This is a genomic window from Aeromicrobium massiliense JC14 (assembly GCF_000312105.1).
In the GTDB taxonomy this organism is placed as follows: Bacteria; Actinomycetota; Actinomycetes; order Propionibacteriales; family Nocardioidaceae; genus Aeromicrobium; species Aeromicrobium massiliense.
Genome location: NZ_HE978637.1, coordinates 1,086,005 through 1,099,501, shown reverse-complemented (window position 1 = coordinate 1,099,501; position 13,497 = coordinate 1,086,005). Strand labels below are relative to the sequence as shown.

The 13,497-nt window shown below is 70.3% G+C and carries 10 protein-coding genes and 1 tRNA gene; 10 read left to right on the top strand and 1 reads right to left on the bottom strand.

What is annotated here, in order from left to right; all coding sequences use genetic code 11:
* The first annotated feature begins 25 nt into the window (after positions 1–25).
* Positions 26–99: transfer RNA gene (locus tag HGAM_RS12615), tRNA-Pro, on the top strand.
* Positions 100–272: 173 nt separating this feature from the next.
* Positions 273–890 carry a DUF4145 domain-containing protein gene (locus tag HGAM_RS20145; RefSeq protein WP_081591937.1) on the top strand — a complete coding sequence of 206 codons (618 nt, stop codon included), beginning with the start codon at positions 273–275 and terminating at the stop codon, positions 888–890.
* Between the two features lie 245 nt (positions 891–1,135).
* Here HGAM_RS20145 and HGAM_RS19230 read toward each other — a convergent pair whose 3' ends face one another.
* A complete protein-coding gene (locus tag HGAM_RS19230) occupies positions 1,136–1,663 on the bottom strand; it encodes an MSMEG_6728 family protein (protein WP_019145863.1) in 528 nt (175 codons plus the stop codon).
* Positions 1,664–1,767: 104 nt separating this feature from the next.
* Between HGAM_RS19230 and HGAM_RS12600 the strand changes: the two genes are divergently transcribed.
* The 8 genes from HGAM_RS12600 (at position 1,768) to HGAM_RS12565 (ending at position 13,494) form a co-directional block, all read left to right on the top strand.
* The gene (locus HGAM_RS12600) at positions 1,768–4,215 is read left to right on the top strand and encodes an ATP-binding cassette domain-containing protein (RefSeq protein ID WP_019145862.1); all 2,448 of its coding nucleotides are present in this window, start codon (positions 1,768–1,770) and stop codon (positions 4,213–4,215) included.
* Between the two features lie 72 nt (positions 4,216–4,287).
* Positions 4,288–7,065, top strand: coding sequence for a cation-translocating P-type ATPase (locus HGAM_RS19225; protein ID WP_019145861.1), 2,778 nt, complete (start codon positions 4,288–4,290; stop codon positions 7,063–7,065).
* Between the two features lie 17 nt (positions 7,066–7,082).
* The gene (gene argF / locus HGAM_RS12590; RefSeq protein WP_019145860.1) at positions 7,083–8,084 is read left to right on the top strand and encodes an ornithine carbamoyltransferase; all 1,002 of its coding nucleotides are present in this window, start codon (positions 7,083–7,085) and stop codon (positions 8,082–8,084) included.
* 10 nt (positions 8,085–8,094) lie between these two features.
* The gene (gene arcC, locus HGAM_RS12585) at positions 8,095–9,009 is read left to right on the top strand and encodes a carbamate kinase (RefSeq protein ID WP_019145859.1); all 915 of its coding nucleotides are present in this window, start codon (positions 8,095–8,097) and stop codon (positions 9,007–9,009) included.
* Positions 9,010–9,035: 26 nt separating this feature from the next.
* Complete coding sequence (locus HGAM_RS12580) at positions 9,036–10,298, top strand: arginine deiminase (protein ID WP_019145858.1); 1,263 nt, start codon at positions 9,036–9,038, stop codon at positions 10,296–10,298.
* Positions 10,299–10,308: 10 nt separating this feature from the next.
* Positions 10,309–10,449, top strand: a complete 141-nt coding sequence (locus tag HGAM_RS20410; protein WP_019145857.1) for a hypothetical protein — start codon at positions 10,309–10,311, stop codon at positions 10,447–10,449.
* Positions 10,450–10,462: 13 nt separating this feature from the next.
* The gene (locus HGAM_RS19220) at positions 10,463–12,004 is read left to right on the top strand and encodes a Na+/H+ antiporter NhaC family protein (protein ID WP_020693503.1); all 1,542 of its coding nucleotides are present in this window, start codon (positions 10,463–10,465) and stop codon (positions 12,002–12,004) included.
* A complete protein-coding gene (locus HGAM_RS12565; protein ID WP_019145855.1) occupies positions 12,001–13,494 on the top strand; it encodes a YfcC family protein in 1,494 nt (497 codons plus the stop codon). The genes HGAM_RS19220 and HGAM_RS12565 overlap by 4 nt, the downstream gene beginning before the upstream one ends.
* The last annotated feature ends 3 nt before the right edge of the window (positions 13,495–13,497 follow it).

Sequence of the window (13,497 nt, the reverse complement as noted above, 5' to 3'; positions counted from 1 at the left end):
TGCGGTAGGCTTCTGGACGTTGTCACGGGCTGTAGCGCAGCTTGGTAGCGCACTTGACTGGGGGTCAAGGGGTCGCAGGTTCAAATCCTGTCAGCCCGACAACGGAAGGGTCTCTCACCACCGGTGAGAGGCCCTTCGTCGTTGGTGGGTGCTCGAGTCGGCGCGCGACCTAACCACCAACGGGCCACCCATGAGGTTCGGGAGATCCTGAGTCTGCGCTGGTAAACCGAAAAGGTCCCGGCCACGGGCGGTGTTCGCCTAACCTTCGCTGCATGTCGTTTCTTGAGGCGTGGTTGTTCCGCGACTGTCCGCATTGCGGTACCAGGAACACGCAGATGGCGCCGCTGGCCGTCAACACTCCGGCGCAGAGAGCATCCAGCACTCCTCTCTACTGGTCGTTCGTCGCATGTCCTCGATGCGGGGGCGCCGTCGCGCTCCGACACGGCGGCGTCAACGATCCGACTCTGTATCGGACCATCCCCGAGGACAGTCGGGACGCTCTCCAGGTGCGGCATGTGCCTGAGAAGATCGCTCGGTTTTACCTGGATGCTGTAAGGGTGCTGGAAGCCGGTGTGCCAGACGCGGCTGCGGTTCAGCTACGACGCACCCTGGAAGGAGCCGCCGCACACTTCGAGATCCGTGAGCGTGTCCTCGTTAGGAGCATCGAAACGATGATCGAGCAAGGTCTCGTGACCAGGTCCTTCGGCGCCGTGCTGCATCATGTGCGTGCAGTGGGCAACCAAGGCGCTCACTTCACCGACACGGAGTTGACGGAAGAGGAAGTGCGGCAGGCATTGCGTTTCACTACTGCCTTGCTTCGCAACGTCTTCGAGGTGCCAGGAGAGTTGGCGGCCCTTGAGCAGGATAGTGATTCGGAACGGGATGTTTAGGGTCGCACGGCCATTGTGTGGTACTCGATGCCCGCCTTTAGGCCTGCGCAACTGGACGTCGACTCGCCACATGATTGCCTGAGACCATTTACCGGCGTCTCTGGCTTGGGAGGTCGTCGCTGGCGTGCGTCAGCGTGAAATCCACCCGATGTGCGGCGCGACGAAATCGAACCGTCGCTGCGACTCCACCAAAGGTCCGGGCGCCGCCCGGGAGCCGCTGCGGCTGAACGCCGTTGTCCCTCTGCCTAGTCGCCCTCGGCCCGGAGCCGCCGGCGCTCGGCGCGCTCGGCCTTGCGGCGCTCGGCGGCCACGACCGACGCTGACCGGACCGGCCAGACGTAGTCCAGGTCGTCCGGGACGTCCGGGAACAGTGGCCGGTAGTGCTCGGGGTCCTTGCGGACCAGCGCGGACCGGTGGCTGCGGTGCAGCGCCTCGTCCCCGAGCCAGGGAGGCAGCGCGCCCGCGTCCGCGAGGTCGGGCTGGGTCCGGACGGTGTCGATGCCGTACGTCCGCAGGTCCGTGACGATCGTGGCGGCGCAGGTGTCGGCGAACCCGAGGTCCGTCCAGGCGGCGCAACAGGTGAGTCCGTACCGGCCGAGGGCCTCCTCGAACCCCTTCCACATGAGGACGGCCGGGTGGTTCTTCCACCCGTAGTCGGTCCGGGTCAGCGCGCGGACGACCTGGACGGTCTCCACCCGCTGCTTCCCGAGCCGCTTGTCGTCCAACGCGCGGGCCGAGCGGTCGAAGTCGGCGTAGGGGAGGAAGGTCTGCACCGCTGGACTGTGCCCACCAACCGGCCGATGAATCTCCGACGTGGTGGGTCCGCGTGCGCCACCTCCGCGGAGCGGGCGTCGGCGGCCGGCACTACGTTGGCGGCATGCCCGACCACGCGCCCGACCTGCATGGAACCGACCTGCCGAAGGGGTCGTCCGGGTGGATCAAGGTCCGGGGTGCGCGGGAGCACAACCTGCGGGACGTGGACGTCGACCTTCCGCGTGACTGCCTGGTCGCGTTCACCGGGGTGTCCGGCTCGGGCAAGTCGTCGCTGGCGTTCGGGACGGTGTTCGCCGAGTCGCAGCGGCGCTACTTCGAGTCCGTCGCTCCGTACGCACGCCGGCTGATGTCGCAGGTCGGGGCGCCGGAGGTCGACACGATCGAGGGGATGCCGCCAGCCGTCGCGCTGCAGCAGTCGCGTGGCGCGTCCAGCTCGCGGTCGACGCTCGGCACGCTGAGCTCGCTCTCGGACGTCCTGCGCCTGCTCTACAGCCGCGCCGGCACCTACCCCGAGGGCGCCGCGCACCTGCCGGCGTCCGCGTTCTCACCCAACACCGCCGTCGGTGCGTGCCCGACCTGCCACGGCAGCGGAGTCTCACGCCGCACGAGCGAGGCGCTGCTCGTGCCCGACCCGGACCTGTCGATCGAGGACGGTGCGATCGGCGTGTGGGCGTCCCGCGCCTGGGTCGGGCTCAACGTGCGCCGCATGGTCACCAAGCTCGGCATCGACCGGTTCGCGCCGTGGCGCACCCTCCCGCAGGAGCAGCGCGACTGGATGCTGTTCACCGACGAGGAGCCGCGGATGCTCCTGCAGGGCAACAAGCAGGGCCAGGAGAGCAGCTACCACGGCACCTGGCAGTCGGCCGAGAAGTACCTCATGCGCAACCTGGCCAAGACCAAGTCCGACACCGAGCGGGCCAAGCTCGAGCAGTTCCTGGCCGAGGGGCCGTGCCCGACGTGCCACGGCAAGCGGCTCAAGCCCGAGGCGCTGGCCGTGACGTTCGCCGGCATCGACATCGCCGACATGACCGCCATGCCGCTCTCGCAGGTCTGTGGCCTGCTGGACGAGGGGCTCGCCGAGCAGGCCCGCGGCACCGACCGGCATGGCGCCGCCGCGTCCACCGCCGCCCGCTCGCTGGTCAAGGACTTCGGCGCCCGGGTCGAGGCGATCATCGCGCTCGGCCTGGGCTACCTGTCGATGAACCGGCCCAGCACGGCGCTGTCGGCCGGCGAGCTGCAGCGCGTCCGCCTCGCCGGGCAGCTGCGCTCGGGCCTGTTCGGCGTCCTCTACGTGCTGGACGAGCCGTCGGCCGGCCTGCACCCGGCCGACTCCGAGGCGCTGTACGCCGCCCTGCGCGAGCTCGTCGCGACCGGCAACTCGCTGTTCGTCGTCGAGCACGACCTCTCGATCGCCCGCAACGCCGACTGGGTCGTCGACGTGGGCCCGAGCGCAGGCGTGCTCGGCGGCCACGTCGTGCACAGCGGTCCGCCGGAGGCGCTCGCCGACGTCGCGGACTCCGCCACCGCCGAGTTCATGTTCGGCCGCCAGGAGGCGCCGAGCCTGCAGGCCCGCGAGCCGCGCGGCTGGCACGAGCTCGACCACCTGTCGCTGCACAACCTGCAGGACGTCAGCGTCCGCGTGCCGATCGGCGTGACGACCGCGATCACCGGCGTCTCCGGGGCGGGCAAGTCGTCGCTGCTCACGGCCATCGCCGAGCGCCTCACGACGCCGGCCGACGACACCGGCGCCCCGCGCCTGGTGCAGATCGACCAGCGTCCGATCGGACGCTCGCCGCGCTCGAACCTCGCCACCTACACCGGACTGTTCGACGCCGTGCGGCGCCTGTTCGCCGCCACCGACGCGGCCAAGGAGCGCGGCTGGTCGGCCGGACGGTTCTCGTTCAACGTCGAGGCCGGACGCTGCCCGACGTGCGAGGGCGAGGGCTTCATCGCCATCGAGCTGGTCTTCCTGCCGACCAGCTACTCGACCTGCCCCACGTGCCACGGCTCGCGCTACAACCCCGAGACGCTCGAGGTGCGCTACCGCGACCACGACATCGGCCAGGTGCTCGCGATGACGGTGCAGGAGGCGGCGGACTTCTTCGCCGACGTGCCGGCCGTCCACCGCTCGCTGACCACGCTGCTGGACGTCGGCCTGGGCTACCTGACCCTGGGCCAGCCGGCCACCGAGCTGTCCGGCGGCGAGGCCCAGCGGATCAAGCTGGCCACCGAGCTGCAGCGTCCGCGCCGCGGCGACACCGTCTTCGTCCTGGACGAGCCCACCGGCGGCCTGCACCCGGTGAACGTCCGCGACCTGGTGCGCGTGCTGACCCGGCTGACCGAGGCCGGCGACACCGTCGTCGTGGTCGAGCACGACATGCAGGTGATCGCGGCCGCCGACTGGGTGATCGAGCTCGGCCCCGGCGGCGGCGACCGCGGCGGCACCGTCGTCGCGACGGCGACGCCGGCCGACCTGCTCGACGACCCGGACAGCATCACCGCGCCGTACCTGCGCCGCGCCCTGGAGCGCTCGACGCAGGACGCGTCCTGACACGCTGATCGCCCGGCGTCGTCACCCTTTCCAGGCGATGCTCGGCACCGTCCGGATCTCGACGATGGGTGGATGACGCAGACGCACGTCCGCGATGAACTGCCCGTGGCGGCCACCGAGGCCGGTGCCGTGGCGGAGTCGTACGGCGTCGACCCGGCCCGGGGCCTGGGCTCCGACCAGGCCGCCTCCCTGCTGGCGTCGCACGGCCCGAACCAGCTGACCGCGGCCAAGAAGGAGTCACCGGTCCAGGCCTTCCTGCGTCAGTACCGCGACTTCATGCAGGTCATCCTGCTGGTCGCCGCCGCCGTGAACCTCGTGGTCACCGGTGAGGTCGGGACGTCCGCCGTGCTGTTCGGACTGACGCTCTTCAACGCCGTCATCGGCCTGCGGCAGGAGTCGAAGGCCGAGGAGAGCGTCAAGGCGCTGTCCAAGATGATGAAGACCATCGCCCGAGTGCGGCGCGACGGCGAGGCCATCGAGATCGACGCCGGCCAGCTGGTGCCCGGCGACGTCGTGCTGGTCGAGGCGGGCAACCGCGTCCCGGCCGACGGACGGGTGCTGGTGGCCGCGACGCTCGAGATCGAGGAGGCGGCGCTGACCGGCGAGAGCCTCCCGGTGGGCAAGTCCGTCGACGCCGTGCCGGGCACGGACGTGCCGCTGGGCGACCGCACCTGCATGGTCTTCATGAACACCTCGGTGACCCGCGGGCGGGGCGAGTACGTCGTCACCGCCACCGGCATGGACACCGAGATCGGGCACATCGCCGACCTGCTGGCCAGCACCGAGGCCGACAAGACGCCGCTGCAGAAGCAGCTCGACGGACTGTCGAAGATCATCGCGACGATCGCCGGCGTCGCCCTCGTCGTCGTGGTGATGCTCGGGCTGGCGCGCGGCGAGTCGTTCGACACGCTGTTCATCACCGGCGTGGCGCTGGCCGTGGCGGCGATCCCGACCGGGCTGCCGGCCGTGGTCACCGCGCTGCTCTCGATGGGGACGCGCGAGATCGCCCGGCGCAACGCGATCGTCAAGCGGCTGCCCGCCGTCGAGACGCTCGGCGCGACGTCCGCGATCTGCTCGGACAAGACCGGGACGCTCACGCTCAACAAGATGACCGCGCGCGAGATCGTCATCCCCGGGCACCACACCTTCACCGTCTCGGGGGAGGGCTATGGCCTGGAGGGCGAGATCAGGCACGTCGGCGGTGCGCGCCTCGATCTCGACCCGTACCTGCTGCCGATGGCGCTGTGTGCCGACGCGGTGCTCGACGGCGAGAACCTCATCGGCGATCCGACCGAGGGAGCGCTGATCGTCCTGGCCGGCAAGGGCGGCCTGGACCTCGCCACGACGCGGGCCCAGTACCCGCGGGTCGCCGAGGTGCCGTTCGACTCCGAGTACAAGTTCATGGCCACCTTCCACGAGATGACCGGTGCCGACGGCCGCCCGGTCGTCCGTTGCTACGTCAAGGGCGCGCCGGACGTGCTCATCGACCGCGGCGTCAGCCATCTCACGCCCGGCGGGAGCCCCGCGCCCATCACGACCGAGCAGCGCGCCGCGGCGCTCGAGGCCAACGACCGCATGGCCAACCACGGTGAGCGCGTCATGGTGGTCGCCCAGCGCGAGCTCGACCCGGCCACGTTCGAGCAGGCACGCACGGCCGGCGACGCGGCGCTCATCGGGCTGGTCGACGACCTGGTGCTGCTCGCGATGGTCGGCATCGTCGATCCTCCGCGGGCCGAGGCGAAGGCCGCGATCGCCGAGTGCCACGCCGCCGGGATCCAGGTGCGGATGATCACCGGTGACCACGCCACCACCGCCGCGGCGATCGCCGCCGAGCTCGGGATCGAGGGGCGCGCCCTCACCGGCGCCGAGTTCGCCGCGATGAGCGACGACGAGCTGCTCCGCGACCTGCCGAACATCGGCGTGGTCGCACGGGTCGCGCCGCAGGACAAGATCCGTCTGGTCCAGATGCTGAAGCAGTCGGGCAACGTCGTCTCGATGACCGGGGACGGGGTGAACGACGCGCCGGCGCTCAAGGCGGCCGACATCGGCGTCGCGATGGGCATCACCGGCACCGAGGTCTCCAAGGAGGCCGCGGTCATGATCCTGACCGACGACAACTTCGCCACGATCGTCGGCGCGGTCGAGTACGGGCGCACGCTCTACGACAACCTGGTGAAGTACCTGCGCTTCCAGATGTCGACCCTGGTCGCGTACATCGCGATCTTCCTGGCCGCGGGCGCGCTGTCGATCGCCGACGGCGTCCCGCTCAACCCGCTGCAGATCCTGTGGCTGAACATGGTCATCGACATCCCGATCGCCATCGCGCTCGGGTTCGACCGCCCCACCAAAGGCCTCATGGCGAAGCCTCCGCGTCCGGTCGGCGCACCGGTGCTCTCGCGCACCAGCTGGATCCGGCTGTGCGTGCAGGGCGCGATCATGACCGTCGGGTCGCTCGTCGCCTACCAGATCGGGGACGACCTCGACGGGGCCCTCGTCGCCTCGACCATGCTGCTGACGACGCTTTCGGTCTTCCACGTCGTCGCCGGGCTGCTCGCCCGCGACCCCGTCCACACGATCTTCGACCGGGACGCCGTGCCGGGCTCCGCGCAGCTGCGCCGGTACGGCATCGCGGTCCTGGCCATCGTGGCGGTGACGACGATCGACCTGCTCCAGCGGGTGCTCGACACCACCGAGCTCACCGGCGGCCAGTGGGCGATCTGCCTCGGCCTCGCCGCGAGCCTGCTCGTCGTCGACGAGGTCATCAAGCTCGTGCTCCACGCCCGGCGCGGACCGTCGACGCCCCGCGGACGAACCGCCCCCGCCACCGGCTCCAGGCCGGCGACGACCTGACACCCCAGGAGAACGCCATGCCCTTCAACCTTCGCAACCGCAGCTTCCTCAAGGAGCTCGACTTCACCCCCGCCGAGCTGCGATTCCTGCTGCGCATGTCGGCGGAGCTCAAGGCGGCCAAGTACGGCGGCTACGAGCAGCACCGGCTGGCCGGCAAGGACATCGCGCTGATCTTCGAGAAGACCTCGACCCGCACCCGCACGGCGTTCGAGGTGGCCGCGAAGGACCAGGGCGCCTCCGTCACCTACCTCGAGCCCAGCGGTTCCCAGATCGGCCACAAGGAGTCGATGAAGGACACCGCCCGGGTGCTGGGGCGCACGTTCGACGGGATCGAGTACCGCGGCTCCGCCCAGCGCAACGTCGAGATCCTCGCCGAGCACGCCGGGGTGCCGGTCTGGAACGGCCTGACCGACGAGTTCCACCCCACGCAGATCCTCGCCGACATGCTCACCATGACCGAGCACAGCCACAAGCCGCTCGAGGAGATCTCCTTCTGCTACCTGGGGGACGCGCGCAACAACATGGGCAACTCGCTCATGGTCGGCGCCTGCAAGCTCGGGATGGACGTCCGGCTGTGCGCGCCCGAGAACCTCTGGCCGGCCGACGACCTGGTCAAGACCTGCCGTGAGATCGCCGACCACACCGGCGCCCGGCTCACCCTCACCGCGGACGTCGCCGAGGGCACGTCGGGCGTGGACTTCCTCTACACGGACGTGTGGGTCTCGATGGGGGAGGACAAGAGCGTCTGGGCCGAGCGCATCCGGCTGCTGACGCCGTACCAGGTCAACGCCGACGTCGTGGCCGGCACCGGCAACCCGCAGGTGAAGTTCATGCACTGCCTGCCGGCGTTCCACAACCGCGACACCAAGGTCGGCGAGGAGATCTTCCAGACCTACGGCATGGAGGGCCTGGAGGTCACCGACGACGTGTTCGAGTCCGAGAGCTCGATCGTCTTCGAGCAGGCGGAGAACCGCCTGCACACCATCAAGGCCGTCATGGTCGCCACCCTCGGATCCTGAGGAGCCCGTCATGCGAGTCGTCGTCGCGCTCGGAGGCAACGCCCTGCTGCAGCGGGGTGAGCCGATGACGACCGAGACCCAGCGTCGGAACGTGCGTCGCGCCGCCCCCGCCCTGGCCAAGGTCGCCGCCGACCACGAGCTGGTGCTGTCGCACGGCAACGGTCCGCAGGTCGGTCTGCTCGCGCTGCAGGCGGCCGCGTACACCGAGGCCGAGCCGTCGACGCTGGACGTCCTGGGCGCCGAGACCCAAGGCATGATCGCGTACATCCTGGAGCAGGAGCTCCGCAACAGCTCCCCGACCGAGCGGTTCGCCACCGTCATGACGATGGTCGGGGTGGACCCGGACGACCCCGCCTTCCAGCACCCGACGAAGTTCGTCGGCCCCGGCTACACCGAGGAGCAGGCCCGCCGGCTGACCAGCGAGAAGGGCTGGCCGTTCCGCCAGGACGGCCAGGCGTGGCGACGGGTCGTCCCCTCTCCGCGGCCGCAGCGCATCTTCGAGCTGGACGCCATCCGCGCGTTGATCGACCTCGACGTGGTGGTCATCTGCGCCGGCGGGGGCGGCATCCCCACGGTCGTCACGCAGACCGAGACCGGACCGGTGCTCAGCGGGGTCGAGGCCGTCATCGACAAGGACCTGGCCACCGAGCTGCTCGCCCGGGAGATCGACGCCGACCTGTTCGTCATGGCGACCGACGTCGAGGGCGTGTTCACCGGATGGGGGACCGCCGACCAGCAGCTCGTCACCCGTGCCACGCCTGCCGAGCTGCGGGCGATGGAGCTTCCGGCCGGCTCGATGGGGCCGAAGGTCGACGCCGCGGCGGGCTTCGTCGAGGCCACCGGCCGGCGCGCCGCCATCGGCGGACTGGGTCTGATCGAGCAGATCGTCGCCGGCAGCGCCGGGACACAGGTCGTGGCGGGCTGACCGTCGCAGGACACCGAGGAGGAGCGATGACGAAGTTCGGAGTGCACTCAGAGGTCGGCAGGCTGCGGCAGGTGATGGTCCACCGGCCGGAGCTCAGCCTGCAGCGCCTGACGCCGTCCAACCACGACGACCTGCTGTTCGACGACGTGCTGTGGGTCGAGCGGGCCCAGACCGAGCACGACCGGTTCGTGGCCGAGATGCGTGGTCGCGGGGTCGAGGTGTTCCTGCTGCAGGACCTGCTCGCGGAGTCGCTGGCCGCGAGCACCGAGGGCCGTCAGCGGCTGATCGAGCTCGCCGCCTCGGAGTACACGGTCGGCCTGTCGCTCGTCGAGGAGGTACGGGCGATGCTCGCGGCGATGAAGCCCGAGGACCTCGCCACCCACCTGATCGGCGGGCTCACCGTGGCCGAGGCCGGCCTGGACATCGGCCGGTACCGCAGCTCGTCGCTGCCGGCCGCCGCGCTCGACGACGAGAGCCGGTTCGTGCTCCCGCCCCTGCCCAACACGCTGTTCACGCGCGACTCCTCGTGCTGGATCTACGGCGGCGTCTCGATCAACCCGATGTTCTGGCCGGCACGCCGGCTCGAGGCCTACAACGTCACGATGATCTACAAGTACCACCCGATGTTCGCCGAGGCCGACTTCGAGTTCTGGTACCCGCCGCAGGGCGACGACGGCCGGTTCCAGGCCCACGACTTCGGCCGCTCGTCGCTCGAGGGCGGCGACGTGCAGCCGATCGGCAACGGCACGGTGCTGATCGGCCTGAGCGAGCGCAGCCAGGCGCGGATGATCGAGCAGATCGCCGCCGCGCTGTTCGAGAAGGGCCAGGCCGAGCGGGTCATCGCCGTGGTCATGACCCGCGACCGGGCCCACATGCACCTCGACACCGTGTTCACGATGCTCGACCGCGACAAGGTCACCGTCTACCCGACCGTCATGGGGAACGTCCGCGCCATCAGCCTGCGCCCGGGCACGGGAGGCAACCTGTTCCACGTCACCGAGGAGCCGGACTTCCTGACCGCCGTCGCCGACGCGATGGGCGTCCCGAAGCTGCAGGTGGTCGAGACCGGCGGCGACGAGTACCAGCAGGCCCGCGAGCAGTGGGACGACGGCAACAACGTCGTCGCGCTGGAGCCCGGCGTGGTCGTCGCCTACGAGCGCAACACCTACACGATCGAGAAGATGCGCCAGGCCGGCGTCGAGGTGATCACGATCGAGGGCTTCGAGCTGGGGAAGGGCCGCGGCGGCGGGCACTGCATGACCTGCCCGCTCGTGCGCGACCCGGTGTGAGGAGGCGGCGATGAGCGAGATGTGGCGCTGGATCGTCGGCGTCCTGGTGCTGGTCCTCGTGATCAGCCTCGTCGCCGTCGCGCGCGGGGACGACCACCGCCGGGGCGACGACGTCGGCGCAGTGGCCCAGACCGCGCCCGTGAGCGGCTGAGGTCGGGTCCGCCATGGCCGGCGCACAGGGCAGGACCGCGCGGACGGTCCGCGAGGCGACGCTGCTGGACGCCCTCGCGCCGGTATTGGTGCTGATCGCCCTGCTGGCGACCACCATCGTGCTGTTCGGCATCGACGCCACGAACGGTCCGCTGCAGGTCGCCCTGCTGCTCAGCGCGGCCTTCGCCAGCCTGGTCGCCTTCAAGAACGGCTACACGGTGGCCGGGGTGGCGGACGCGGCCGTGGGCGGCGTGACGTCGGCCGTCGGTGCCATCTTCATCCTGCTGGCCGTGGGCGCCTTGATCGGCACCTGGAACATGGCCGGCACCATCCCGACGATCGTCGACTACGGCATCGCCCTGGTCAGCCCCTCGTGGTTCTACCTCGCGACGGCGGTCGTGTGCGCCCTGGTGGGGCTGGTCACGGGCAGCTCCTGGACCACGGCAGGGACGCTCGGCGTGGCGTTCGTCGGCATGGCCCGCGTCATGGGCATGTCCGAGGAGATCGCCGCCGGCGCCGTCATCTGCGGCGCCTACTTCGGCGACAAGATGACGCCGCTGTCGGAGACCACGATCCTCGTGCCGAAGCTCGTCGGCGGTGAGCTCGGCGTCGGCGAGCACGTGCGCAACATGTTCTGGACCGCTGGTCCGGCGCTGGGCATCAGCCTGGTGCTGTTCCTGCTGCTGGGGCTGAACGCCGAGCCGGAGGCCGTGATCAGCACCGATGACGCCCGGGCGGTGCTCGGCGACGCCTACCGGATCTCGCCGTGGTGCCTGCTGCCGCTGCTCCTGCTCGTCGTGTTCGCGGTGCTGCGGTTCCCGCCGTTCCTGTCCATCCTGGGCTCCTCGTTGTTCGCCGGGATCCTGGCGCCGTTCCTGCAGCCGGACGCGGTGGAGGCGTTCGTCGACGACCCGGACCTCGGCACGGTGGCCACCGGCATCGAGGCGGTCTTCGGCGCCATGGCCACCGGGTTCGTCAGCAACTCCGGCGTGGAGGCCGTCGACGACCTGTTCACCCGCGGTGGCATGGCCAGCCTGCTGCCGACGATCTGGCTGGTGCTGGGGGCGCTGTCGTTCGCCGCCGTCATGGAGCACGCCGGGTTCCTGCAGCGGCTGCTGCGACCGGTGGTGAGCATCGCGCCGACGCGCGGGTCGCTCCTGCTGGCGGTCACCGGCAGCGGCGTCGGCCTGAACGTCATCGCCGGTGACCAGTACGTGGCCGTGGTGCTGCCGGCCCGCATGTTCCGGCGCGAGTTCTCGCGCCGCCGGCTCGCGCCGCAGGTCCTGTCCCGGGTCGTGGAGGACTCGGGCACGGTCACGTCCGTCCTGGTGCCCTGGAACACCTGCGGCGCCTACGTGTCCGGCGTCCTGGGCGTCGCGACCGGTGCCTACCTGCCGTACTGCTTCTTCAACCTGCTCAGCCCCGTGCTCGACGTCGTCTACGGCTACCTCGGGTTCAAGGTCCCGGGGACGGCCGAGCCCTGGGCCGACGAGGAGACCCCCGCCCAGCCGGCGCGGGACGACGAGCACGACCCGACCGTGGAGGCAGAGTCATGAGCGACACGTCAACCGAGGCACCGGCCCGACGGCGGCGCCGCTTCACCCTCCCCTCGGCGTACACGATCCTGTTCGCGCTGATCGTCCTCATGGCGATCGCGACCTGGATCATCCCGGCGGGAGAGTACGAGCTGGACGCCGACGGGGCGCCCGTCCCGGGCTCCTACCAGGAGGTCGACGGCGACTCCGCCCGGATCGTCGTGGACTCGCTGACCGCCCCGATCAACGGCCTCTACGGCATCGAGGACGCCGAGGGGACGATCAGCTACTACAACGAGGGCGTGCTGTTCGGCGCGATCGACGTCGCCCTGTTCATCATCGTCATCGGCGGCTTCCTCGGCGTCACCATGCAGACCGGCGCGATCCAGGCCGGCATCGGCCGGCTCGTGTCGGCGCTGCGAGGACGTGAGCGCTGGATGATCCCGATCCTCATGTGCGTCTTCGCGCTGGGCGGCTCGACCTACGGCATGGCCGAGGAAAGCCTCGCGTTCTACGTCCTGGTCATCTCGGTGATGATCGCGGCCGGGTACGACGCGCTGACCGGTGCGGCCGTGGTGCTGCTCGGCTGCGGGATCGGCACGCTCGGCTCGACGATCAACCCGTTCGCCACCGGCATCGCGTCCGGCTTCGCCGGGGTCTCGATCAGCGACGGACTGGTGTCCCGCCTGATCATCCTCGTCGTCGGGCTCGGGCTCGGGATCTTCTTCGTCATGCGGTACGCCGAGAAGGTCAAGCACGACCCCACGCGGTCCGCGGTCCACGCCATGAGAGCGGACAACGAGGCGCACTTCAGCGTCCGGCAGGACGACGCCGACGCCGTCATGACCGGCCGCCAGAAGGTCGTGCTCGGCCTGTTCGGCCTGGCGTTCCTGACCATGATGTACGGCGTCATCCCGTGGGAGGACATGGGCATCGGACTGCCGACGCTGTGGTGGTGGTTCCCGGAGATGACCGCGCTGTTCGTCCTGTTCTCGATCCTCATCGGTGTCGTCGCCCGGATGGGGGAGAGTCGGCTCACCGACTCCTTCGTCAACGGCGCCCGCGACCTGCTGGGCGTCGCCCTGATCATCGGCATCGCGCGCGGCATCACGGTGGTCATGAACAACGGCGGCGTCACCGACACGGTCCTGCACTGGGCCGAGCAGGCGGTCGACGGCGTCGGTCCGGTCGGGTTCGCCATCGTGGTCTTCCTGCTGTTCCTGCCGCTGTCGCTGCTGATCCCGTCGTCGTCGGGCCTGGCGACGGTGGCGATGCCCATCATGGCTCCGCTCGCCGCGTTCGTCGGCGTCGAGGCCGACCTCGTCGTGACGGCGTTCCAGAGCGCGTCCGGGCTGATGAACCTGTTCATCCCCACGTCGGCGGTGGTGATGGGCGGCTTGGCGATCGCGCGCGTGCCCTACGGCACCTACCTGCGCTGGGTCTGGCCGCTGCTCACGGCGCTGGCCGCGCTGGTCGTCGTCGTGCTCGGCGTCGGGGCCGTGGTCGCCTGAGCG

Excerpts from the sequence above, each read along its gene's own strand:
- HGAM_RS12580 (WP_019145858.1), top strand. The coding sequence starts at position 9,036 with ATGACGAAGTTCGGAGTGCACTCAGAGGTCGGCAGGCTGCGGCAGGTG.
- HGAM_RS19220 (WP_020693503.1), top strand. The coding sequence starts at position 10,463 with ATGGCCGGCGCACAGGGCAGGACCGCGCGGACGGTCCGCGAGGCGACG.
- HGAM_RS20410 (WP_019145857.1), top strand. The coding sequence starts at position 10,309 with ATGAGCGAGATGTGGCGCTGGATCGTCGGCGTCCTGGTGCTGGTCCTC.
- HGAM_RS12565 (WP_019145855.1), top strand. The coding sequence starts at position 12,001 with ATGAGCGACACGTCAACCGAGGCACCGGCCCGACGGCGGCGCCGCTTC.
- HGAM_RS19225 (WP_019145861.1), top strand. The coding sequence starts at position 4,288 with ATGACGCAGACGCACGTCCGCGATGAACTGCCCGTGGCGGCCACCGAG.
- argF (WP_019145860.1), top strand. The coding sequence starts at position 7,083 with ATGCCCTTCAACCTTCGCAACCGCAGCTTCCTCAAGGAGCTCGACTTC.
- arcC (WP_019145859.1), top strand. The coding sequence starts at position 8,095 with ATGCGAGTCGTCGTCGCGCTCGGAGGCAACGCCCTGCTGCAGCGGGGT.
- HGAM_RS12600 (WP_019145862.1), top strand. The coding sequence starts at position 1,768 with ATGCCCGACCACGCGCCCGACCTGCATGGAACCGACCTGCCGAAGGGG.
- HGAM_RS20145 (WP_081591937.1), top strand. The coding sequence starts at position 273 with ATGTCGTTTCTTGAGGCGTGGTTGTTCCGCGACTGTCCGCATTGCGGT.